Raw genomic sequence first — 22,128 nt, forward strand, 5'->3', positions numbered from 1 at the left:
ATGGGGGATGTTAGGCAACAGGCCTAACGGACTGTAAGTAAGACCCTTTTGAGTCTACTAAAAAACGCCCTTCGAGCGCCTTTCGCCCGAGTAGCATTCTAAATTTCATATTGTCGCGGCTGGTTAGCGTAAGTTCGGCACGAAAGCTGTGCTTACCTAATGTGATTAACGTTTCAATGACAGGCCTCAGTTCTTCATGGCCGCCAGAGTCGCGCACGATACGCTTGTCGAGTATTTTTGCCTCGGTAAAAAATTCTTCATCGCTTTTTTGCCGTGGATGTAAACCAATGCGTACCCAATCCTCACCGTCTTTATCAAAGTAGCTGAGCGAGAAGGTGTGCAGCGCCGAGGTGCGTGCGCCTGTGTCGACTTTAACTTTAAGATTTTTTACACCAAGTTCGGGCAATGACACCCACTCGCGCCAGCCTACGCAGGCTGTGGTTCCGCTTTTTTCAGTCATTGGTTGTATTCCTTAATATCTGTTTACCCTGGTCAGCCCCGTGGGGCGCGCAACATACAATAGGGTGGCTTAGCGTACTAGATGTTTCGGATGCTTTTTGTGTTATTTTTAAGCAAATCAATAGTTTGTTAAGTTTAGCTGAACCTGGGGTTGCCTTGGTTCTTTATTTTGGGCGGGTAATATTGCGGTTTTGGTGTCCGAAGCAACCGTATATAAGGGAAAAGTATTGAAACAGCTTATTTTAGGCGGCGCGCGCTCAGGTAAAAGCCGATTGGCGGAGGCATGGGTCCGGCACAAGTGTGGAGCCTCTCCCGCGCACTATGTCGCAACCGCGCAACGTTCAGACTGCGATCAGGAGATGTTGGCGCGCATTGAGCGGCATAGCCTGCAGCGCGAGCAGCATTGGCTCGTGTCTGAGGAACCCTTGACCTTAGGGCGGCACCTCGATGAATTACCTGATAATGTCCCCTCCGTACTGATAGACTGCCTGACGCTTTGGTTGAGCAATTGCTTGGCGGCGGGTTGCTGGGAAGAGGAAAAAGCCCAATTCCTCGAGGCGGTCGATCGGTTTAACGGCGATTTAGTCTTGGTGAGCAACGAGGTCGGTTTAGGCATTGTACCCATGGGGCATTTGAGTCGACAGTTTGTTGATGAGAGCGGTTTTCTCCATCAAGCCTTGGCGGGTTTATGCGACCGCGTGATCTTTACCGCGGCAGGTTTACCCTTAGTGATGAAAGGAGAACCTTGGTCACTGTGATGACGGCGTAGATTGTCACTTATTGAATTTGATTGATGTACCTAAGAAATGATTAAGGAATGTTGTATGCAAGGTTGGTTTTTGCAATCCCCAAAGTTACTGAGTGATAAACATAGAGACAAGGCGGCGGCGTGGCAGCTGCAATTGACCAAGCCGGCGGGCTCTCTAGGGCGACTTGAAACTCTCGCGATAGAGTTGGCGGCCATGCAGCATAAGCTACACCCACAGGTTCAAAAAGTTGATATCTGCGTGTTTGCGGCCGATCAAGGCGTGTGCGCGGAGGGGGTGTCGGCGTTTCCCCAATCCGTTACCCGTCAAATGATTGCAAATTTTGTTGGCGGTGGTGCAGCGATTTCAGTTTTAGCGAAATCGCTTGAGGCCAATTTATCGGTGGTGAACTTAGGTACGGTGCTCGAGTCGGTCAGCCATGCCAGCATTTTTGATCGCACGATTGCGCCGCAAAGCGGCAATATTGTCAACCAACCCGCGATGACAGAGGCGCAGCTCCAAACGGCTTTAATGCAGGGTAAAGAGGCGCTCACACGGGCTAAAAAATCAGGCTGCGAATTGTTTATTGCCGGCGAGATGGGCATAGGTAATACCACCACGGCCACCGCTATCTTGGTCAAACTTTTACACCTACCGGTATCCGACTTGGTTGGCCCTGGCACGGGTTTGAATGCCAAAGGCATGGCCCATAAAGTTGAAGTGATAGAGCGGGCCTTGGCGCGCCATGCCGACGCAATTTTACCCATGGACATTTTGCGTTGCCTGGGTGGTTTTGAAATTGCCGCCTTGGTGGGTAGCTATATTGCAGCGGCGCAAGCCGGCATTCCTGTGTTAGTCGATGGCTTTATTTGCACCACGGCAGCACTGTTGGCTTGCCGAGTGAACCCTGGGGTAGAGCGTTGGTTGATTTTGGCCCATGCCTCTGCAGAGCCCGGCCACAAAGCGGCCGTACAGGCGCTGAATAAAGAGCCGTTATTGGACTTTCAACTGCGCTTGGGCGAGGCCAGTGGCGCAGCACTGGCGGTACCGCTACTGCGTTTAGCATGCGATTTACACAACAACATGGCGACCTTTGCCGAAGCTGGTGTCGCCGATAAAACATGACGGCCACCTCCGCACACGACTCTACTCGCGTTTACTTGCTGCGCCACGGCGAGTGTGAGGGCGGCCAAATATTCCGCGGCCATACCGATTCTGCGCCAACAGAAGCGGGTCAGAATTTGGTGCTGGCACGGTTGAACTCGCTGGCTGGAATATCTCTGGCGGCGGTTATTAGTTCACCGGCGCAGCGCTGTCGGTTAGCGGCGGAAGCCTTTGCAAGCGACCGGGCCTTACCTTTCGTTAACGAGCAGAATTTTCTGGAAATATATTTTGGCCAGTGGGAAGGGCAATTGGTTGCTGATGTCGCCGATAGAATGCCGACCGAGACCAGTCAATTCTGGCGCGACCCGCTCAGCTATACGCCACCTATGGGCGAAGCACTGTTAGCCTTTCAGGCGCGGGTCATACAGGGGTGGCAGAATCTACTCGCGCAATATCGCGGTCAAACCGTCGTGCTCGTGACCCATGGCGGTGTTATTCGGATGATATTGGCCGATGTGCTAGCCATGCCCTTGCGTCCGTTATCGCATTTGGCGGTGCCGCACGGGTGCTTGTCGTGTATTCAATTTCATCACGCCGAAGGCCAACCCGATTGGCCACAGTTGCTGTTTCACAATGGGCAGGTGGGCGATGATTACTAGCTTTTGGTTGGCGTTGATGTTTTTAACGCGTATTCCTGCGCCTGTGTTAGACACCGTCACTGACCGCGATCAGGGGCGGGCATTGATGTTTTTCCCGGTTATCGGCCTACTCATCGGCATGGTGCTGGCGGCGATTTTGTTTTTGTTGCCAACCGCTATGCCGCTGGTGTCGGCCGCGCTCTTACTTATGGTTTGGGTTTTTATCACTGGCGGCCTGCACATCGATGGTTTGGCCGACGCCGCAGACGCTTGGTTGGGCGGCCTAGGCGATAAAGAACGCACCTTAGAGATTATGAAAGACCCACGCGCCGGCAGTGCGGCGATTATGGCCGTGGTTTGTGTGTTGTTGGTGAAATTTGCGGCGCTGGCCACGTTTGATCGATTGGACTGTGTATTGGCGGTAATCGTCACGCCAATCATTGGGCGCTGTGTGCCGGCTTTGCTATTTTTTTCCACGCCCTATGCTCGGGACTTTGGTTTAGCGTCGCCAATGCTGCACAATGCCGAGCCGCGCTTATGTCTGCTGGTACTCGGCGGGCTATTGCTGCTGGTGTCGGGTGCGCTGTTTAGTTTGCTGGCTTGGTACGTTGTTGTGTTCTGGCTGTTATTGGCGGCGGTGTTATGGGCGTTGCGTCGGTTGATGCTAGCGCGCATCGATGGCGTAACGGGCGATACGGTAGGCGCCAGCGTTGAAATTATCGAAATGTCAGCCCTCGTGCTGATGTTGTTATTGATGTCATAAATAAAATACAAAAGTAAGGTGTGTTATGGAGTGGGATTTTTTATTAGCAACATTGATGAATTTGTCAGTGAATTTGGTGTACACCTTGGTAGCGCTGTTTGTCGGGGTAAAAGCGCTGCTGTTGATCGATGACAAACTGATGAAAACAATCAGTTTCGAAGAAGAGCTCAAAAACGGCAATATCGCGGTTGCTATTTTTGCCTCGTCAATTCTGATTTTTGTTGCGCTTATTGTAACCTTTGGCTTCAAAGGCTAATGGGTAAACTGATCTTTTGGGTGGGGGTGCTACTGCTGCTAAGTCAGTTGTTTGCATCACTCAAACAGCAAGGTGAAGAACAAGCGGTGGTGGATCGTGCGCTGAGCGTCGAAGATCTCTTGCTTAATGCAGCTTTGCAAAAAATTCCAGCAGACGAAACTCACCAAGGGCCTAGGCCTGGCGAAGTAGAAATTATCGCGCGCGGCAAACGCGTTGGCGAAGCGCAGTTACATACATTGTTGGGTTTGGATAATACACGCTCGGCTTTTTTCACCTACAAATTTTACGGCGTCGAAAATGCAACGGCGTCGGCCATGGGGGTGGATAAAAAACATCACTTTGTGAATGCCTACCTCGAGGGCTATAGCCCCTTTGAAACAGACAATGTTTTTATTCCGCTGTCAGTTTTAGCGCGTCGAAAAACCTACATGCTCGATAACCTTAACTACGGTGCCGAAGAAATTTGGCAAACCAGCAAGCAGGCGCATGTGTTTACCCGCGGCGACTGTGAAGATCACGCTATTGCTTTGGCCGATTGGTTGATTGCGATGGGAGAAGATGCACGGGTTGCTCTCGGGCGCTATCAAGGCGGTGGTCACGCCTGGGTGGTGCTGATTAAAGATAATCAAGAATACATTTTAGAGGCGACGAAAAAGCAGGGCTTAGGCTTAAAGCGCTTTCCGCTCGCGGCGGCGATGCCGGACTATCAGCCCGAATATCAATTTAATCGCACGCAGTTTTGGCACAACGTCGGCTCGCCGGCTATCACGCAATATCGATCGGCGCAGTGGCTCGAGAAAAGCCGTTTTCTTCGCTAACGAGCTTTAATCGGAATTCATTGGCAAAATATCCTCTGGTCCCAAGCGGCGGCCGTCGGCTGACATAACGCTTAAGGTTTGAATCGGCTGGCGGTGTTTTCGGTCGACAAACGTCAGCGGCGAGCGCTCAGGATCGGGCCGCCACTTATCGAACCACTGGGCGTAGCCAATTAGAATCGGCATGAGCTCCCAGCCCTTGTGAGTTAGTTTGTACTCCATGCGCCGCCCGCCCTCTTGCACGGGCTGCTTGGTCAGCACTTCCTCCAATTCGAGCCGTTTTAAGCGCTCGGTCAGAATATTGCGCGATATACCTAAGCTCTCTACTAACTGATCAAATCGGCAAGTGCCCCCTTCCAACATCAGGTTGCGCAATACCAGCATGGACCACCATTCACCCACTATCTCCATGGATCGAGCCACGGGGCAGCACGAGTGCGAAAAGCTGTTTTTGACCATAGGGTTCTACCGGTGATTTTTAGTTGATATTAGTTGCATAAAAAAACTAAAGCAACTATTGTAAGTTTCGTAACGCAACTGTTGTCTTATGAGACTTAATTTTTAACTTCAGCATAGGGTGTCATCACATGAAATTATCTCAAATAATCAAAGTCGCAGCCTCGGGCCTACTGTTGGTAACCGCAGCGCACGTGTCTGCTGGTGATTTCAATCAAGGCCAGGCGCGCGAGTTTTGTGAGGCGAAAGTGTCCGAATCGCAAGCCGATCAGTCAGATTTTGCGTTTCGCAGGAAAGCAGTGACCAACTATCGCCGAGGCGTCTACACGTTTATGTTCAACTATACGGCCAAGGCCGACGGTGAAACCGTATCGCGCAAAGTGAAGTGCGAAGTGACGAAAGCGGGTGAGCTGCAGGCGCTTGACGTACAGAACGGACGCTGGAGCTTTTAATAGTTTTAGTATCAATGGCCGATCTAGCTGTGCGCGCTAAGTCTTTCCTTGCGCGCATGGTTGCTAGTACCGGTTGAGTCAATGCCGGTGTGTCGCTAAGCATTGCATACTTACCGGTCGCTCGCGTGCTTCCCCTAACCTGAAAATCGTCGTCTATCTGAGTTGTCGTCGGCTTAGGTTCCTCGGCACGCTTTACCCCTTCCCAAACAATAGACCTAAGGTCGCGCCCGCAATACGGTACTCCAGCCTGCGCTATCTGTATGAATCCGCTTGCCTAACATGAGCACTTCCGAGTTGATGGAGTAGCCTGCGGGCATCGGTTATCACCGTGTCTGGATCAATGAGGCTGACCAAGCCAGAGGTAGACCTGTGCGCTGAGCATTTAGTCCATCGCTGAGTCGGCAGATCTACGGCATAATCATTTGCTGAATAACCAAGGAAATAGCGAGCAAGATCGTCTAATGGTTGATAACGGAAAAACAACAGTGCCGTATGACCGACAATAACCTCATTAAAGCGGCTCAGGCTGGCGACCGGCAGGCATTTTCACGTCTGGTGGAAGGCCAGTACGACTTGATGTTTCGCTGCGCCATGAAATGGTGTGGGGTGAAAGCCGACGCGGAAGATATTACCCAGCAGGCCTGTATTAAATTGGCCCGCTCACTTGGGCAATTTCGTTTTGAGTCCGCGTTTGAGACGTGGTTGTATCGCTTGGTTATCAATTGCGCCAAGGACTGGCAGCAAGTCCAAGGTCGACACCAGCGCCGCCGCACCTACGAAACCCCCGAGCAGCCCTTGCTCGATCAACAGCCAGCGGCCAATGAAAACCCCGAGGCCAGTGTGTTTTTGTTAAGCGTGCTGGCCTGGATTGCCCAGATGGGCGAAGGCTTCAAAGAGGCCGTGCTGCTGGTGTTAGGCGAGGGGTTAAACCACAAAGAGGCAGCCGAGGTGTTGCAGGTGAAAGAAAGTACCGTGTCGTGGCGGCTGCATGAAGTGAGAAAGCGCTTAAAGCTGTGGCACGCGGAAGGAGGGGTTAGCTATGAGCGACCATAAACCAGAGCAAGATTTGCAACAGGCATTGGATGATGTCGGCGCGGTCAACGCCAGTGCCGGTGCCCGCGAGCGTGCGCTGCAGGCGGCATTGACGGCCTTCGATGAGGTGCAGCAAGAAAAAAATATCACTGATCGCCAAGGATTTATGCAGCGTTGCCGTCAAAGGGTTAAATCCATAACCCCGAGATTAAATATCATGGCAAGTTTTCAACGTAAATGGCTTTACACCGGCATGGCAGCGGCAAGCGTAGCGGCACTGGCATTGATGGTGACTCAACAGATGCCTGCACCCGAGGCTGTTTCTAATGAGCCCGCCTTTGCTGGTGAGGCGAAAAAGGCTGCGGAGCAACGCTTGGGTGCGGAAAAGCACAACCAAAATGCCCTGGAGTCCGCGCCTGCCCGACCATCAGAGCAGGCGTCTGGTCGCGCTGACCTAAGCGCCAGCCAATCAAAGCTTGCTAAGCATGACGCCGATACGATGCTAGAAGCCGAGCCAGAATTGATGGAGGAGATTGCGCCATCGGCCATGCAGGATAGTGCGATTGCAGCGGTTCAAATGGCGCCGGCTAAGGAAAAGCTTGCGCGAGACATGCCCGCGTCGCCGCCACAGGTGGCTCGGTTGGCGTTCGCGCCGACATCGGTTGCGCCTGGTGCGCAGGCTTCCGTTGTGATGTCGCCAGATGTGATTGCGCCGGCACCTTATACGGATGTCGGTCGCGATGATTTTGAGCATGTCGCCGAGAGCCCGGTAAAGCGCGTGTTTGACGCGCCCGTCTCAACCTTTTCCACCGATGTCGATACGGCCTCCTATAGCTTTGTCCGTCGGCAGTTGAATCAAGGTGTGCTGCCGCAAAAGGATGCGGTACGGCTCGAAGAAATGCTGAATTATTTTGATTACGACTACCCTAAACCCGAAGCCCAGTCTGAGCCCTTCACCACGAATATCGTGGTGAGCGATTCGCCCTGGGCCGAGGGCAATAAGTTAATGCATATCGGCATCAAGGGTTATCAGCTATCGGCCGCGCAGAAGCCTAAAACCAATTTAGTTTTTTTACTCGATGTGTCTGGCTCAATGGATAGCCCCGATAAATTGCCGTTGGTGAAGCAATCGATGGAATTGTTGCTGAGTCAACTGAACCCAGACGACACTGTGGCCATTGCCGTCTACGCCGGTGCTGCGGGCACGGTATTGGCGCCGACGGCGGCGAAAGACAAACAAAAAATACTCAAGGCGCTAAATCAATTGAGCGCTGGCGGTTCGACCGCAGGTGCTGAGGGCATTAAATTAGCCTACGCACTGGCGGCGGAAAATTTCGATAAAAAAGCTGTCAACCGTGTCATTCTTGCAACCGATGGCGACTTCAACGTGGGTATTACCGATCGCGATGAGCTAAAAGGGTTTGTTGAGCGCGAGCGCGAAAAGGGCATCTATCTCTCCGTGCTGGGCTTTGGCCAAGGCAACTATCACGATCACCTGATGCAAGAGCTGGCGCAAAATGGCAATGGCGTAGCGGCTTATATCGATACCTTGAGCGAGGCGCAAAAAGTGTTGGTCACCGAAGCAACCAGCGCCTTGTTTCCCATCGCCCAAGACGTGAAAATTCAAGTAGAGTTCAACCCCGCAACGGTGGCGGAGTACCGTCTACTGGGTTACGAGACCCGCGCCTTGAAACGGGAAGATTTTAATAACGATAAAGTGGACGCCGGCGATATCGGCGCCGGTCATACGGTGACGGCTATTTATGAGCTGACCCCAGTGGGCGGCAAGACGCTCATGGAGGCCACGCGCTACGAACAAAAAGCAACCGACGCTGGACCCAAATCGAACGAGTTTGCACTGGTAAAATTGCGTTATAAATTGCCCGGTGAAAAAACATCTAAGTTGATCTCTCAGGTTGTTCAAGCGGAAAATACCGCTAATGAACGCACCCGGGTGGCAGCGTGGGTATTGCAGGAAACGCAATTTGCCACCGCTGTGGCAGGTTTTGCCCAACTACTTAAAGGCAGCAGTTACACGGGTAGTTGGAGCTACGACGACGCCCTTGCACTTGCGCAGGCGAGTAAGGGGGAAGATCACTACGGTTATAGAACAGAGTTCGTGCAACTGGTTCGGAAAGCCAAAATGGCAAAAAGTTTGTAACCAAATCTGTGCGATGTTTTTGTGATGCAACGGGAAAAAAGCGCCAAAGCCGGCGCTTTTTTCTTATAGACTAGCAAGCCATTAAACGATCAGCATACCAAGCTATGCCTGTTTAAACCGATCAAACGATAAAATAGATAAAAGGGAATGACTATGGCGGGTGTAAGCCTCCTCGCGTTACTGGACGATATTGCCACGGTGCTCGACGACGTCGCGCTCATGACCAAGCTCGCGGCGAAGAAAACCGCTGGCGTACTGGGCGATGATCTAGCGCTTAACGCGCAGCAAGTGAGTGGGGTTCGAGCCGAGCGCGAATTGCCCGTGGTGTGGGCCGTGGCTAAAGGCTCAACGGTTAATAAGTTGCTGTTGGTTCCCGCAGCGCTCGCCATCAGTGCATGGTTGCCGTGGTTGGTGACGCCTCTACTCATGTTGGGTGGGCTTTACCTCTGCTTCGAAGGCGTGGAAAAACTCTGGCATGGCATCGCCCATAAATCGGCGGTGGCAGCGGATAAAGCAGCGCTTCATCAGGCTTTGCTGAAACCAGAGGTCGATTTCGTGGCGCTAGAGCGCGAGAAGATAAAAGGCGCCATAAGAACGGATTTCGTACTGTCGGCTGAAATTATTGTCATTGCGCTGGGCACCGTGAGCCATGCGACCTTTGTTGAGCAGCTCGCGGTTTTATCGCTGATTGCGGCATTGATGACGGTTGGCGTATACGGTCTAGTAGCGTTTATCGTCAAACTCGATGACATGGGCTTGGTGCTACTTAACAGCGCCGGTGACTCGGCGTGGGCAAGGTTTAAACACGCTTTTGGGGGTGCGATTTTGACATTCTGCCCATGGCTGATGAAAACCCTGTCCGTGGTGGGTACGGCGGCGATGTTTCTCGTGGGCGGCGGTATCTTGGTGCACGGTATAGCGCCTTTACATCATGCCTTAGAGCCTTGGTCGGCCTTTTTGTTTGGCCTCTTACCGTTACTGACAAATCTATTTATTGGCCTACTCGCGGGTGCCCTAACGCTCTTAGCGGTTAACGCCGGGGCTTGGATGAAGTCTCGGGTCATGGCTTAATTCATGGCCTAAAACCAACCGTACCGCGACTCACTCAGCTACCAGGTCGCGGTGCGCCTTAGCGCGATATCTCGTCGATCTATAGGAGCGTCGTTCTCGCTTGAAACTCGCCCCCCTCCGTTTACATCAGGGCCATTGACTCGCGGTCTGCCCTAGTTGCCTTTCCCCTTACCATCTTATGGCTGATTGCCATAGTAGGAACCTATCAGATAGATTTTCATGCCGTGAATCTACTTCCGGCGTGCTGTGCGCCCAGTCAAAACGACAGCCTTGTGGTCGGCGAATCCTCCAGTTGCGGTGAAATAGTTATTATTACATCTTCTCTACCCTTTGTTTTCATCCGGTCAACACCTGAAAGCTAGAGAGTTCAACGAATTCAAAGGTTTGCAGATGCACCATTGATTATTGGTCAGATCAATATCAGTTAAAATCAGATCAATTGGTTGAACTGGCTATCTGACTTCGATATAGTCCTGATTGACGATAACCATAAAAACGGAGACGACACCATGTCGATCGAGAAAAGAGCAGAGGCCCGTCAACTCGACGGGAAAAATGAAACAATATTCGTACGGCGCCCCTTGGCACATTGGGTCAAAGTCCTCGCCGTTACAGGCATGGCGGCTAGCCCATTGTTTTCAGGCACGGCCTTGGCGCAAGACGCTGCAGCTGAGTCTGCGGGCGCATTGGAAGAAATTACCGTTACCGGTACGCGCAAATTGATTCAAGATCAGATCGCGATCAAGCGCGATGCCACCACCATTGTGGATGGCTTGTCAGCTTCGGATATTGGCGAATTACCTGCTCTGTCCATTGGTGAGGCCTTGGAGTCCATCACGGGCGCGTCGTCACACCGTGAAAACGGTGGTGCAACAGAAATTACGATTCGTGGCCTCGGTCCTTTCCTGAGTGCAACACACTTCAATGGTCGAGAGGCGACCAATGGTAGCGGCGATCGCTCGGTAAATTTCTCACAGTTTCCGTCAGAGCTAATGAGCAAAGTTGCCATTGCCAAGTCACAAGATGCGACCATGATTGAAGGTGGTGTGGCCGGTGTGATTATGTTGGAAACATTAAAGCCATTGGAGTTTGGCAAGCAGCGCATCCAAGTTGATGCCAAACTCAATTACAACCCCGATGAAAGTAATGTTGATAACTCCCTACAAGATGATCTGGGCCATCGGGGTACCTTTAGCTATGTAGACCAATTTGAGTTTGGCGATGGCCAGGCTATTGGTGTTTCGATCGGGGCGCAGCAGCAGTCAATATCTCAACCAGAAGCAGAGTATCGCAGCTCCAGCCCAACCGGTAGTTCACTTTGGGCATGTTTAAACGATCCATCTAATTCCAACGAAGGTTTTTTCCGCGGCTCTTCAGGCGATTGTGAAGACCAGGTAAGTGGCAGCTCGAATCAGGGCTATAACACCACGATAGATCCGAATACGGGCAAAGCCATCAGCGATGGCACACCTTACGCGTGGACCGGCAGCAGCCGCGGCTACCGCCAAAATGAAACCTCCGACGAGCGCGACGCTTTCTTTTTTGCCGTGCAATATCAGCCATCAGAGGCATGGGACATTAATGTTGATGCGCAGATTTCAGACCGCACCCAAGCCGAAGAGCGTCACGACATAAACTTCGATCAAAAGCGTGCCACGTTTGAAGATGGCGCGCCGCTTACGGGTCAAACCCTAGTCGTGGATTCAAACAACCAGATAGTGCACTGGGAGGGCGATGGCTATATCTCTATAGCGGGCGAAAAGTACTCACGTGAAGAGAATTACGAGGCCTACGGCCTAAATGTTTCCCACGATGTGACCGATCGCTTAACTGTGGAATTTGATGCGGCCTATTCGGAAACCAATCGCGAAGAGCTACAGATAACCAACGATGCGCGTAGCTCAAGTCGTCAACGACTCGCTTGGGACATGGGTAAGACAATTCCCAACTTTAGCGTGGAAGATTTTGACGTTACCTCGCTCGATGACTTTGGTCGCTATCGCACCCGTATCGATCGGGAAAATGTACGCGAAAATGTTTCCCGCGCGGTTCGGTTAGATTTTGATTACGCACTTAACGGCGATTTGGTGACCTCGGTGCAAGGCGGTATTCGCAGTTCAGAGTTGACCTATCTTCAATATGGCGGTTCACAGGGTAACGGCTCTCGCACCCAAATCACTAATACATCGTGGAATTCGTCGGACTTAATTCCTTCAACAGGTTTAAGCATCGGCGAAACCTGTGGTATTGACTTTCCTGAGTCGGGCCTGCTGGATCGCGTTAGTGATGGCAATTTAATCACCAACGTTGATAGTAATGGAGACGTCATCTCTCAAGGCACTGGCAGTAGCTACGCAGCGTTTAACAATCAGTGCTTTTCAAATGCCGTGATTGAACTTGCCAACGTCGGCGTAGACCCAGAGGATCTTGTGTCTTTTGCCTATCCTGATGTGGAATTGGCAAACCCAGGTACCATCGATGTAACCGAGAAGACCTTTGCGGCCTACGCCATGGCTAACTTTCAGTCGCAGTTTATGGATCGCAGCTTGCGCGGTAACTTCGGCGTGCGCGTGGTGCAAACAGATGTAAATTCTGTTGGCTATCGCGCGCCTTACACCATCGAGACTGATCCGAATTCCGGTGTTCTGAGTCTGGTAACCGGTTCCGGTATCGAAAAGGTTAAAGGCGGTGGCGACTACACCGAGTGGTTGCCAAGCGTCAATCTTGTTTGGGATTACGATGAAGATAAAATCATACGCGGTGGTATTTATCGCGGCATGTCACGTGTAGACCCAGCGGATATGGGCTACAGCCGTAGCTTTCAAACCGCGGATGACGATACCAACCCTACTACGCCGGAAGAGTTGCTGATCGGTGCTACGGGCGCGGGTAATCCAGACTTGAAACCCTTGATGTCTTGGAATGCGGATCTGTCGTTGGAATGGTATCCAACGGATGACGCCATTTTGTCGGCCGGCCTTTACTACAAAAAATTCCTTGGTGGCTTTGAAAAGCGCACCCAACTGGAAACATTTGTGGTTGATGGTGAAAGTGTTGTTTTGCCTATCACCAACGATGTAACGACTGAAGACACCAGCAATATGTACGGTATCGAAATTTCGGCGGCTTATCGTTGGGATACCGGCATTGGTGTGAAAATGGGTTATAACTGGGCCGATACCGACTTCGAGTTTGAAGACAGTAATTACGGTGATACCTATACCACGGATCTGAACGGTGTAACGACGCAGCTGACACAAGGCATTGTTGATCCCGCTTCAGTGCCTGGTTTTTCCAAGCATGTATTCAATGGACAGGTTTACTACCAGATCGGCGAGTTCGATATGGCTGTGATCTATAAGTACCGCAGTGGCTATTTCCAACCTTACACTAGCAATGGAACGCGCTTACGTTTTGTTGAGGATGTGGGTACCTGGGAGGCGCGCGCTTCATATAAGGTTAACGATCACGTAAAACTGAAGATTGAAGCCATTAACCTATTGGGTGCACCAAAGGAACAGTACTTCTATCAAGAGGGTAACCTTGGTGAGGTTAACGACTATGGTTCACGTATTTTTGCAGGCATTACCGTTAAGTTTTAAGTAAAGGGCTGTCGATATATGGGTGAAGTATCTTCACCCATATATCGACACGTTTAGAATAGGACTGGCCCGCGCAAGCGGGCTTGCTCCCAATGTAGAGTTATTTTTATGTGGCAAAAAATTGCGTTATGTGTGACCTGTGCACTCCTGTTGGCGGTCTACGCGTGCACAGATGGCGGCCTCACCGTGACCAGTGAAGCAGAGTTAAAGCAGGCCGTGCAGCAAGCGCAGCCAGGCCAAACCATCGTGATGAAAAACGGAATTTGGCATAACATCGAAATTCTCTTTCAAGCTGACGGTGAGGAAGGCAAGCCCATTTCGTTGGTAGCCGAAACCCCTGGCGGCGTGATTATATCCGGCGAATCTAACCTAACCCTCGCGGGTAATTATTTAGTGGTGCGTGGTCTGGTTTTTAAAGACGGCCATTCGCCCACAGGTAGCGTCATCAGCTTCCGAAAATCAACGACTGAATACGCTAACCATTCGCGAGTGACCGAGACTGTAATTGACCGTTTTAATAAAACGGAGCGCTTTGAGTCAGATATTTGGGTGACACTCTACGGAAAGAACAACCAATTTGACCATAACCACTTGGTCGGGAAAATGAACCAAGGTGTTACCTTGGCGGTTCGGCTCGACACTGAAGAAAGCCGAGAGAACAATCACCGCATCGAGTTCAACTATTTTGGCCCAAGGCCCGTGCTGGGTAGCAATGGCGGCGAAACAGTTCGCGTTGGTACAAGTCACTACTCGTTGATCGACTCGAGAACAAAAATCACCAACAACGTATTTGACCAATGTAACGGTGAGGTGGAAATAATTTCCGTAAAGTCGGGCGCCAATGAAATTTCTGGCAACCTATTTCTCGAATCGGCGGGCACCTTAACCTTACGTCACGGCAATGGCAATATTGTCGAAAACAATGTATTTCTGGGTAATAAAAAACCGCACACTGGCGGTATTCGCGTAATCAATGCCGACCACATCATTCGCAACAACTATTTATCAGGTTTGACAGGTTACCGGTTCGGTGGTGGCTTGGTGGTCATGAACGGCGTACCTAATTCTCCGATCAATCGCTATCACCCTGTTAAAAACGTACTGATTGAACGCAATACTTTGGTTGACGTTAGTGCTGTTCAGTTGGCTGCGGGTGCTGATGCAGAGCGTAGCCAGGCGCCTAGTGATACGAGCTTTAACGAAAATTTGTGGATAGCCACCGAGCCTATGGGTGAAACCTTTACGGCCTATGACAATTTGGACGGCATTACTTTTTCTAATGGCGGAGTAAGTGGCTTAACAACCTCAATCGCGCTAAATGCTAAGGACACGTCAGTCACGAAAAATGCTGAGGGTTTCTGGGTGGCTGACGATCATTCGGTAGGCGCAAAAATTGACAAGGCGCCGGTATCGCTTGAACAAGTGGGTGTTGCTTGGTATCCAAAAGGCGACTTGCGACCGACGTTAAACTCAGGCAAAACAGTCAGTGTGACAGCGCAAGCGGGTATGCTGGAAGCTGCAATTGCTAACAGTCAGCCCGGTGATGTGTTGGCGCTGGCGGCGGGTGACTACATGGTGGACCGCGTTCTTGTTGTACGCCACCCAATAACCATCAAGGGCGTCGCTGCCAAAGAATTATCTGACCTTACCACGAAAATACAATTTACCCGCAACGCACTGTTTCAAATAGAAGACGGTGGCAGTCTGCGTTTAGCCTCTGTGGTTATTGATGGCAGTGCCGCCGACGACTCAGCCGGCAATGCGGTTATTCGCACCACTCGGTATGGCATGCTAAATAACTATCGCTTGGAATTAGAGGGTGTTTGGGTAAAAAATCTAAACATTAATCACTCTTTTTCTCTGTTAAAAGTGTCGATGTCTACCATGGCAGATGAGATCTCAATTCGAAATAGCCGTATCGAATCGGTGACGGGCGACATTCTACGTCTAAATGTTGAAACGGAAGACCTAGGGATTTTCAACGCTGATTACGTCACCTTAATTGGCAATACATTCGCAAGCGTCGATGGCAATGTGGTAACGCTCTATCGAGGTGGCACGGATGAAAGCACCTTCGGCCCACATTTGCTCATGCAGAAAAATAGCATTGTTGATAGTGGTAAGGGGGCGCGCAATGCGCAGAAGTCCATTGCTTTGCTGGAAGGCGTTCAAGTGGTCGACATACTTGAAAATAGCGCGAGTCAGTCTGGCAATATCATCGCTCACAGCCGCGTTGGCGAGCCGGTGTATTCGATTGCAAAGAATACCTTCGGCGAATCTACGCTGAAGGTTAGTTACAAAGGTGTGCCAGTCAATGTATCCGCAGAGGTAACAGAGCGTGAATAAAATTGTATCCAGTGCCTTACTAAGTATGGCGCTATCTTTCGTTGTTGCCTGTGGCCAAGATGCAAAAACGGCTGTGCCAAGCAATGGCTCTGTCGTTGATGCTGCTAACCTAGCCGCACATCCCAATCTTCTCTTGGCAGCGAAAGACCTGCCCACCTTGCAGGCGGAGTCGTCTCGTTATCCGCTATTTGATCGTGCGTTGACTGCGGCCAAAAATACCGTAGATGAAGCCATGGCTGCACCCGTGGATGTGCCTTTTCCAAAAGATCCCGGCGGTGGCTACACGCACGAGCAGCATAAAAAAAACGCTTTGTTAATGTATCAAGCGGCAACCTTGTCGGCGATAACGGGTGACAAAGCCTATGGTGATTGGGCTATTACTCTTCTTAAAAAATATGCAGAGCTCTACCCCAGCGTACCCTTGCATCCGGAGCATAAACATCAAGCGCCCGGAAAACTGTTTTGGCAGGTGCTCAATGATGCCTGGTGGTTGGTTTACGTTATTCAAGCTTACGACGCGCTGTTGCCGCAGATGAGCCAGGCCGACCAAACACTTATCAGTCAGCAGCTATTGTTACCGCATGCAAGGTTTTTATCCGAGGGCTCGGCGGAAACGTTCAACAAAGTACACAACCACGGTACGTGGGCCGCAGCGGCTGTCGGTATGACCGGTTTGGTGTTGAACGAAGATCATCTCGTTAATATTGCCTTGCGCGGTTTAGATGGCAGCGGCGCCAGTGGCTTTTTAGCGCAGCTGGACCAATTGTTTTCGCCCGATGGCTATTACACGGAAGGACCTTATTATCAGCGCTATGCACTCTTACCTTTCGTGGTTTTCGCGCGCGCGTTAGAGCGCAATAAACCCGAGTTAGGTATTTTTGACTATCGCGATGGCATTGTACTCAAGGCCATTTATGCCGCCATTCAACTGTCGAATGGCGGTTTGTTCTTTCCATTGAATGATGCGATTAAGGACAAGGGGCTCGATACTGTCGAGATGGTATTTGGCGTCGACGTCGCGTATGGCCTGACCGGTGATAAGGATCTGTTAGCCATTGCAGAATATCAGCAGCAGGTAACGCTCAATGGCGATGGCCTGGCCGTCGCCAGAGATTTACACCAATTACAGGGCGCGCCGTCGTTTAGTTTTGGCTCCAAATTATTTCGTGATGGCCCCGCAGGCGATCAAGGTGGCGTGGCGATATTGCGCAGCGGAGCGGCAACGGTGGTATTTAAAGCGGCGTCTCAAGGCATGGGCCATGGTCACTTCGATCGTCTAGGTTGGATCTACTACGATGGTGCGAATGAAATTGTCAGCGATTATGGCGCGTCGCGCTATCTCAATGTTGAGCCTAAGCGCGGCGGTATTTATTTACCTGAAAACGATACCTGGGCAAAACAAACTGTGGCCCACAATGCGTTGGTTCGCAATGAAGAGTCGCAATTTGCCGGGGATGTGAAAGCGGCGAGCAAGAATAATCCTCAGGTTACCCGGTTTACACAAGGCGATGGTTGGCAGTTGGTCTCGGCGCTTGAGCCAAATGCTTATCCGGGTACTGAATTTGATAGAACCTTCGTGCTTTTGGATAAGGTTGGTACTGAAGCGCCTTTGGTAATCGATCTGTTGCGCGTTCGTGCGGATGAGGCTGCGAATTTTGATTTGCCTTTTTATTATCAAGGCCAGTTGATGTTTCACACAGGGAAAGCCAGGCTAGCGCTTGAAAACCTTAAGCCGCTTGGCAAGTCTAATGGCTACCAGCACCTATGGAATAAGGGCGAGCTAGTCACCGAAAAAAATTCTGTGCAGGTTAGCTGGCTTCAGCGCAATCGTTTTTATACCTTGACTCAATGGATGCCTGAAAAATCCCGCATCGCATTAACGGAATTGGGTGCCAATGACCCTGAGTTTAACTTGCGGCGCGAGGCGGGACTTGTGGTGCGCTATGGAAAGACCAAGCAGGCCACTTTTGTATCTGCGCTGGAGAGCCATGGCGAATACAATGGTGTGCGCGAATATACGTTAGCGCCGCGCGGTGTCATCAGCGATATTCGCTATACCGCTGTGGGTGACTATTCTCTCGTTAATATCACACTGAAATCGGGCCAGGCTTATAGCGTTGCAATTGCGCATACCGCACAAAACGGTGAGCACCGTGTGGATACTGCAGATGGCGCTATCACGTGGACTGGTGATGTTGCTGTGGTGCAAGTAGCCGGTAACAAAAATCCATAATTTTGATAGGAGAAGGCTGTGGTTAACCCAAGCCCAACATTTACATTTGGCGATAACATTGGCCTTGAAGATTTAGGCAATGGTATATCCAGAAAAATTCTTGCTTATGAAAATTCACTATTGCTCGCTCAGGTTTGGTTCGAAAGTGGCAGTGAAGGCTATGCCCACTCGCATCCTCATGCGCAGATTACCACCGTCGTAAGTGGTAGTTTTCAGGTTACTATCGATGGTGAAACTGCCGTACTTAATGCTGGCGATACATTTTATGCAGTGCCCAATAAAGTGCATGGCATGACCTGTATCGAGGCGGGCTCCGTTATCGATAGCTTTAGTCCCGTACGCGAAGATTTTTTAGTAACTAAGTAGACGTAGATAAAAAGTACACAGGCGTTAGATGTCGGGTCTTTGTCCATACAACTAACAATAATAGCTAAGCAGCGGCACATTCAGCTGCTGCTTGCGGATGTAAAGGCGGCAACAAGAGTCACTCTGGTGTCTTGATTACCGTTTTACCGCGCGAAAAAGTTTTTCTAGGAGAGCCAACATGAAACTCAAAGGTTTACGGTGGTGGGTAATTGCACTGATTGCGTTAGCGACCGTTATTAACTATATCGATCGTCAGTCGCTTAATGTGCTTTGGCCAGCGATTGCTGCTGATCTTTATCCTGATAATACACCTGATGAGCGCAAAGAGATTTATGCCTTCATTTCTGTGGTGTTTGTATTTTCTTACGCTTTTGGCCAAGCTATTTTTGGTAAAATTTTCGACTGGGTTGGTACGCGATTTGGCTTCGTGTTATCCATCGGCATTTGGTCTATTGCTACCGCCTTACATGCGTTTGCTAAAGGCATCGTCACGTTTAGTATTTTTCGCGCTATTTTGGGTGTTGCTGAAGCGGGTAACTGGCCAGGTGCCACTAAAGGCAACGCCGAATGGTTCCCAACGAAAGAACGCGCGCTAGCGCAGGGAATATTTAACTCCGGCGCGGCTATTGGCGGCATTGTTTCTATACCGCTCATTGCTTTTTTGTCTATCTATTTCTCTTGGCAAATGATTTTTGTGCTTGTCGGCCTGGTCGGTTTGCTGTGGTTAGTGCCTTGGATTGTGCTGGTTAAAGCGCCACCAAAAAAACACCCATGGATTACTGAGGAGGAGCGCGAATACATCTTAACTGGCCAGCGCAATAACGATACCGACGCAGACAAAGCCGACGACGATGGTTATAACCCTTCAACCGTAGAAATGCTGTCGCGCAAGCAAAGCTGGGGCGTCATTATTGCATCGGCGGCAATTGATCCCATTTGGTGGTTGTTCGTTTTTTGGATACCTATTTATCTATCAGAAGTTTACGGCATGAACGTAAAAGAGATTGGTATCTATGGTTGGGTGCCTTACGTGGGCGCTATGTTGGGCGCTTGGTTCGGTGGTCTTTTGGCGCAAAACCGCTTGAAGGCCGGTTGGACTGTGGATAAAACCCGCAAGTTGGTGATCACACTCGGTTGCTTAATTATGCTGCCTACCTTGCTGGCAATGGCCAATCCTGGCGAGCCGGTCACAGCCGTGTTGCTGATGGCGGTGATTTTGTTCGGCTTCCAAACCGCTATTGGCAACGTGCAAACACTACCGAGCGATTTATATGGCGGTAAAACCGTGGGAACGCTGGCTGGCTTTTCGGGTATGGCCGCTAAGCTCGGCGCGGTGGGTCTGACCTCTTTGGTGCCTTGGTTAACCTCGGGCGGTAACTACACCCCAGCTTTTGTCATAGGTGCGGCGTTGGCGGTCACGGCGATGGCGAGTGTTTGGTTGTTGTGTCCGAAGATCGAACCTTTGAAGCCTAAAAGTTAATTTCCGAACCCTAGGCCAGTGCAGCACTGGCCTAGGGTGTCATCGAGCGGTCTTATCGATGGTCACATATGCGGTCTGATAGATGTCTTGCGTAGTCAGACAAATTGGTTGACCACAAAATCAGATAAAGTTATAGTGTTTTCAACTAATCAATCCGAGGGCGCGTTTAGGTCGCCTGAGAATTACAGACAAAGGGGTTTGAGTCATGGCGGATAAATTGAAAGGAAAAATTGTACTTGTGACTGGCGGTGGTCGCGACATAGGTGCTGCTTGTGCCATTGAAAGTGCGGCGCAGGGCGCCAAAGTCGTGTTGACCTACATGGCGAGCGCAGCAGGTGCGGAAGCAGTGTGCAAACAAATCGCTGCCAACGGTGGTGAAGCTACTGCCCTGCAGGCGGATTTGACCAAGCAGGAAGATGTCACCCGCACACTGGCAATGGTTCAAGAAAAATATGGCCGTTTAGATGTGCTGATGCATGTCTCCGGCGGCTTAGTTGCCCGTAAAACCACTGCCGAATCAGACCTGGATTTTTGGCATCAAGTGATGGACTTGAACCTAACCTCTTTGTTCATGACCGTTAAAGCGTCTTTGCCATTAATGCCGGAAGGTTCAGCTATCGTGACGTTCGCGTCTCAGGCGGCCCGTGATGGCGGCGGCCCAGGTTCAGCGGCGTACGCCACTTCTAAAGGCGCAGTGATGACGTACACCCGCTCATTAGCAAAAGAGTTGGGCCCGCGTATTCGCGTTAACTCCTTGTGCCCAGGCATGATCAACACCGATTTCCACAACATTTTCACCAAGCCTGAAGTGCGTGAAAAAGTGGCTGGCGGCGCGGCGCTGAAGCGCGAAGGCCGTTCGGATGAGATTGCCAAGGCGGCCGTCTATTTAGCCTCCTCAGAAGCGTCTTACATGACGGGCGCCAATGTGGATGTTAACGGCGGCACTTACTTCTCTTAAGGTTGGATATATGACGCGCCCAGCCGTTGCTGTTGTAGGTGAGTGCATGGTTGAAGTCTCACTAGCAAAATCCGCTAGTGGGCTTTCTGCATCGAGTTTGGCTGCCAATTTATCGTTTGGCGGCGATGTATTAAATACCGCAGTGTATTTATCGCGTCTGGGTTGCGCCGTTGATTTCGTTAGCGCCGTTGGCGACGACAAAATAAGTGATTGGTTGTTAGACCAGTGGCAACAAGAGGGTGTCGGTTGTGATTTGATCAAGCGCATGCCGAATCAATCGCCCGGTATGTATATGATCTCCACCGATGCCACCGGTGAGCGTAGCTTCAGCTATTGGCGCGACAGTTCACCGGCGCGCAAAGTGTTTGATGACGCCGCAAAAGCGGAAGGCTTGTTTGCACAGCTCAGCACCTATCCGTGGTTGTATTTTACCGGCATTAGCTTGGCAATATTGCCGGCCAAGGCGCGCGAAAGCTTACTCCGCTTTGTCGATCGGTATCGTGCGGCGGGTGGCAAAGTGGCTTTTGATAGCAACTTCCGTCCGCGCCTGTGGCCCGATAGAGGCATGGCAAAAGACGTTTTTAATGCGGTTTACCAGCGCACAGATTTAGCCCTGTTAACCATTGAAGACGAGGTTGATCTGTTTGGTGCCGGTAGTCTCGACCAACATATCGCGCGCTTACAGGCGTCAGGTATTGCAGAGCTAGTGCTTAAGCAGGGCCCGGAAGGCTGCGAGATAATCATGCCGGGCCAGCGTTTAAATGTGCCAGCACAGAAAGTGCGCCCGGTCGACACAACGAGCGCCGGGGATGCGTTTAACGCCGGCTATCTATCGCAGCGAATACTTGGAAAAACACCGGAACAGGCTGCACAAGTCGCGCACCGTTTAGCGGCCGTGGTTATTCAACACCCGGGCGCCATCGTACCCAAAGCGGCAACGACGGCGCTGGCGCTTGCTTCGGCGTAACGCCCAAAAATTTAGCGGTGGGCACCGCTAATATCGCTCTCTCGCCCAACTTAAGGCTGCACTCTGTGCGGCCATTTTTTTGCCTGCACAATGCCGCTTACTCGCGGCTGACTTACCCTCGCACGCGCACAACTAGGGCCGTATCGCTAGCAGCAGTCAGGCGGTTAAGGGTCGCGTAGGTTGTCCTATCCTATGGCAACTGGTCAGATAGCTTGGCGTCGTC

Annotated in this window: 19 protein-coding genes; 17 read left to right on the forward strand and 2 right to left on the reverse strand. The window is 51.1% G+C overall.

Annotated features, from left to right (window positions below):
- Positions 1-10: 10 nt before the first annotated feature.
- The gene (locus ACGHTT_RS01325) at positions 11-460 is read right to left on the reverse strand and encodes an ATP-dependent zinc protease (protein ID WP_390593042.1); all 450 of its coding nucleotides are present in this window, start codon (positions 458-460) and stop codon (positions 11-13) included.
- A 226-nt stretch (positions 461-686) separates the two neighbouring features.
- Here ACGHTT_RS01325 and cobU point away from each other — a divergent pair, with 226 nt between their 5' ends.
- From cobU to ACGHTT_RS01355, 6 genes are all read left to right on the forward strand, one after another.
- The gene (gene cobU, locus ACGHTT_RS01330) at positions 687-1,217 is read left to right on the forward strand and encodes a bifunctional adenosylcobinamide kinase/adenosylcobinamide-phosphate guanylyltransferase (protein WP_390593043.1); all 531 of its coding nucleotides are present in this window, start codon (positions 687-689) and stop codon (positions 1,215-1,217) included.
- 66 nt (positions 1,218-1,283) lie between these two features.
- Complete coding sequence (gene cobT / locus ACGHTT_RS01335; protein ID WP_390593044.1) at positions 1,284-2,330, forward strand: nicotinate-nucleotide--dimethylbenzimidazole phosphoribosyltransferase; 1,047 nt, start codon at positions 1,284-1,286, stop codon at positions 2,328-2,330.
- Positions 2,327-2,968, forward strand: coding sequence for a histidine phosphatase family protein (locus tag ACGHTT_RS01340; protein WP_390593045.1), 642 nt, complete (start codon positions 2,327-2,329; stop codon positions 2,966-2,968). The genes cobT and ACGHTT_RS01340 overlap by 4 nt, the downstream gene beginning before the upstream one ends.
- Complete coding sequence (gene cobS, locus ACGHTT_RS01345) at positions 2,958-3,710, forward strand: adenosylcobinamide-GDP ribazoletransferase (RefSeq protein ID WP_390593046.1); 753 nt, start codon at positions 2,958-2,960, stop codon at positions 3,708-3,710. Before ACGHTT_RS01340 ends, cobS begins: the two co-directional genes overlap by 11 nt.
- A 25-nt stretch (positions 3,711-3,735) precedes the next feature.
- Positions 3,736-3,966: a DUF350 domain-containing protein gene (locus tag ACGHTT_RS01350; protein WP_390593048.1), complete on the forward strand. Its 231-nt coding sequence runs from the start codon at positions 3,736-3,738 to the stop codon at positions 3,964-3,966.
- Positions 3,966-4,784, forward strand: a complete 819-nt coding sequence (locus ACGHTT_RS01355) for a transglutaminase domain-containing protein (RefSeq protein WP_390593051.1) — start codon at positions 3,966-3,968, stop codon at positions 4,782-4,784. The genes ACGHTT_RS01350 and ACGHTT_RS01355 overlap by 1 nt, the downstream gene beginning before the upstream one ends.
- Before the next feature lie 6 nt (positions 4,785-4,790).
- Here ACGHTT_RS01355 and ACGHTT_RS01360 read toward each other — a convergent pair whose 3' ends face one another.
- Positions 4,791-5,204, reverse strand: a complete 414-nt coding sequence (locus ACGHTT_RS01360; protein WP_390593052.1) for a winged helix-turn-helix transcriptional regulator — start codon at positions 5,202-5,204, stop codon at positions 4,791-4,793.
- A gap of 164 nt (positions 5,205-5,368) precedes the next feature.
- On the opposite strand from ACGHTT_RS01360, the gene ACGHTT_RS01365 reads away from it, so the two are divergent.
- The 11 genes from ACGHTT_RS01365 (at position 5,369) to ACGHTT_RS01415 (ending at position 21,905) form a co-directional block, all read left to right on the forward strand.
- Positions 5,369-5,689, forward strand: coding sequence for a hypothetical protein (locus ACGHTT_RS01365; RefSeq protein ID WP_390593053.1), 321 nt, complete (start codon positions 5,369-5,371; stop codon positions 5,687-5,689).
- A 492-nt stretch (positions 5,690-6,181) separates the two neighbouring features.
- On the forward strand, positions 6,182-6,742 hold the full coding sequence (locus ACGHTT_RS01370) for an RNA polymerase sigma factor (RefSeq protein ID WP_390593055.1): 561 nt from the start codon (positions 6,182-6,184) through the stop codon (positions 6,740-6,742).
- The gene (locus ACGHTT_RS01375) at positions 6,729-8,882 is read left to right on the forward strand and encodes a von Willebrand factor type A domain-containing protein (protein ID WP_390593056.1); all 2,154 of its coding nucleotides are present in this window, start codon (positions 6,729-6,731) and stop codon (positions 8,880-8,882) included. Before ACGHTT_RS01370 ends, ACGHTT_RS01375 begins: the two co-directional genes overlap by 14 nt.
- A 153-nt stretch (positions 8,883-9,035) precedes the next feature.
- Positions 9,036-9,953: a DUF808 domain-containing protein gene (locus ACGHTT_RS01380; protein ID WP_390593058.1), complete on the forward strand. Its 918-nt coding sequence runs from the start codon at positions 9,036-9,038 to the stop codon at positions 9,951-9,953.
- A gap of 509 nt (positions 9,954-10,462) precedes the next feature.
- On the forward strand, positions 10,463-13,555 hold the full coding sequence (locus ACGHTT_RS01385; RefSeq protein ID WP_390593060.1) for a TonB-dependent receptor: 3,093 nt from the start codon (positions 10,463-10,465) through the stop codon (positions 13,553-13,555).
- A 108-nt stretch (positions 13,556-13,663) separates the two neighbouring features.
- Positions 13,664-15,901: a polysaccharide lyase 6 family protein gene (locus ACGHTT_RS01390; RefSeq protein ID WP_390593061.1), complete on the forward strand. Its 2,238-nt coding sequence runs from the start codon at positions 13,664-13,666 to the stop codon at positions 15,899-15,901.
- Positions 15,894-18,134 (forward strand): alginate lyase family protein, encoded by a 2,241-nt coding sequence (locus ACGHTT_RS01395; RefSeq protein ID WP_390593062.1) that lies wholly within the window; start codon positions 15,894-15,896, stop codon positions 18,132-18,134. The genes ACGHTT_RS01390 and ACGHTT_RS01395 overlap by 8 nt, the downstream gene beginning before the upstream one ends.
- Before the next feature lie 18 nt (positions 18,135-18,152).
- Entirely contained in the window at positions 18,153-18,500 is a 348-nt protein-coding gene (locus tag ACGHTT_RS01400; RefSeq protein ID WP_390593063.1) for a cupin domain-containing protein, read from the forward strand.
- Positions 18,501-18,678: 178 nt separating this feature from the next.
- Positions 18,679-19,980: an MFS transporter gene (locus ACGHTT_RS01405; protein ID WP_390593064.1), complete on the forward strand. Its 1,302-nt coding sequence runs from the start codon at positions 18,679-18,681 to the stop codon at positions 19,978-19,980.
- Positions 19,981-20,185: 205 nt separating this feature from the next.
- Positions 20,186-20,938 carry an SDR family NAD(P)-dependent oxidoreductase gene (locus ACGHTT_RS01410; protein ID WP_390593065.1) on the forward strand — a complete coding sequence of 251 codons (753 nt, stop codon included), beginning with the start codon at positions 20,186-20,188 and terminating at the stop codon, positions 20,936-20,938.
- A gap of 10 nt (positions 20,939-20,948) precedes the next feature.
- Positions 20,949-21,905: a sugar kinase gene (locus ACGHTT_RS01415; RefSeq protein ID WP_390593066.1), complete on the forward strand. Its 957-nt coding sequence runs from the start codon at positions 20,949-20,951 to the stop codon at positions 21,903-21,905.
- Positions 21,906-22,128 lie beyond the last annotated feature (223 nt).

Origin of the sequence: Simiduia litorea (assembly GCF_042853465.1) — a bacterium.
Taxonomy (GTDB): Bacteria; Pseudomonadota; Gammaproteobacteria; order Pseudomonadales; family Cellvibrionaceae; genus Simiduia; species Simiduia litorea.

What these genes read in the sequence shown, in the direction of transcription:
- ACGHTT_RS01355 (WP_390593051.1), top strand. Translation starts at nt 3,966, where the DNA reads ATGGGTAAACTGATCTTTTGGGTGGGGGTGCTACTGCTGCTAAGTCAG.
- ACGHTT_RS01365 (WP_390593053.1), top strand. Translation starts at nt 5,369, where the DNA reads ATGAAATTATCTCAAATAATCAAAGTCGCAGCCTCGGGCCTACTGTTG.
- ACGHTT_RS01325 (WP_390593042.1), bottom strand. Translation starts at nt 460, where the DNA reads ATGACTGAAAAAAGCGGAACCACAGCCTGCGTAGGCTGGCGCGAGTGG.
- ACGHTT_RS01375 (WP_390593056.1), top strand. Translation starts at nt 6,729, where the DNA reads ATGAGCGACCATAAACCAGAGCAAGATTTGCAACAGGCATTGGATGAT.
- ACGHTT_RS01340 (WP_390593045.1), top strand. Translation starts at nt 2,327, where the DNA reads ATGACGGCCACCTCCGCACACGACTCTACTCGCGTTTACTTGCTGCGC.
- ACGHTT_RS01350 (WP_390593048.1), top strand. Translation starts at nt 3,736, where the DNA reads ATGGAGTGGGATTTTTTATTAGCAACATTGATGAATTTGTCAGTGAAT.
- ACGHTT_RS01415 (WP_390593066.1), top strand. Translation starts at nt 20,949, where the DNA reads ATGACGCGCCCAGCCGTTGCTGTTGTAGGTGAGTGCATGGTTGAAGTC.
- ACGHTT_RS01370 (WP_390593055.1), top strand. Translation starts at nt 6,182, where the DNA reads ATGACCGACAATAACCTCATTAAAGCGGCTCAGGCTGGCGACCGGCAG.
- ACGHTT_RS01410 (WP_390593065.1), top strand. Translation starts at nt 20,186, where the DNA reads ATGGCGGATAAATTGAAAGGAAAAATTGTACTTGTGACTGGCGGTGGT.
- ACGHTT_RS01405 (WP_390593064.1), top strand. Translation starts at nt 18,679, where the DNA reads ATGAAACTCAAAGGTTTACGGTGGTGGGTAATTGCACTGATTGCGTTA.
- ACGHTT_RS01385 (WP_390593060.1), top strand. Translation starts at nt 10,463, where the DNA reads ATGTCGATCGAGAAAAGAGCAGAGGCCCGTCAACTCGACGGGAAAAAT.
- ACGHTT_RS01390 (WP_390593061.1), top strand. Translation starts at nt 13,664, where the DNA reads ATGTGGCAAAAAATTGCGTTATGTGTGACCTGTGCACTCCTGTTGGCG.
- cobT (WP_390593044.1), top strand. Translation starts at nt 1,284, where the DNA reads ATGCAAGGTTGGTTTTTGCAATCCCCAAAGTTACTGAGTGATAAACAT.
- ACGHTT_RS01380 (WP_390593058.1), top strand. Translation starts at nt 9,036, where the DNA reads ATGGCGGGTGTAAGCCTCCTCGCGTTACTGGACGATATTGCCACGGTG.
- cobS (WP_390593046.1), top strand. Translation starts at nt 2,958, where the DNA reads ATGATTACTAGCTTTTGGTTGGCGTTGATGTTTTTAACGCGTATTCCT.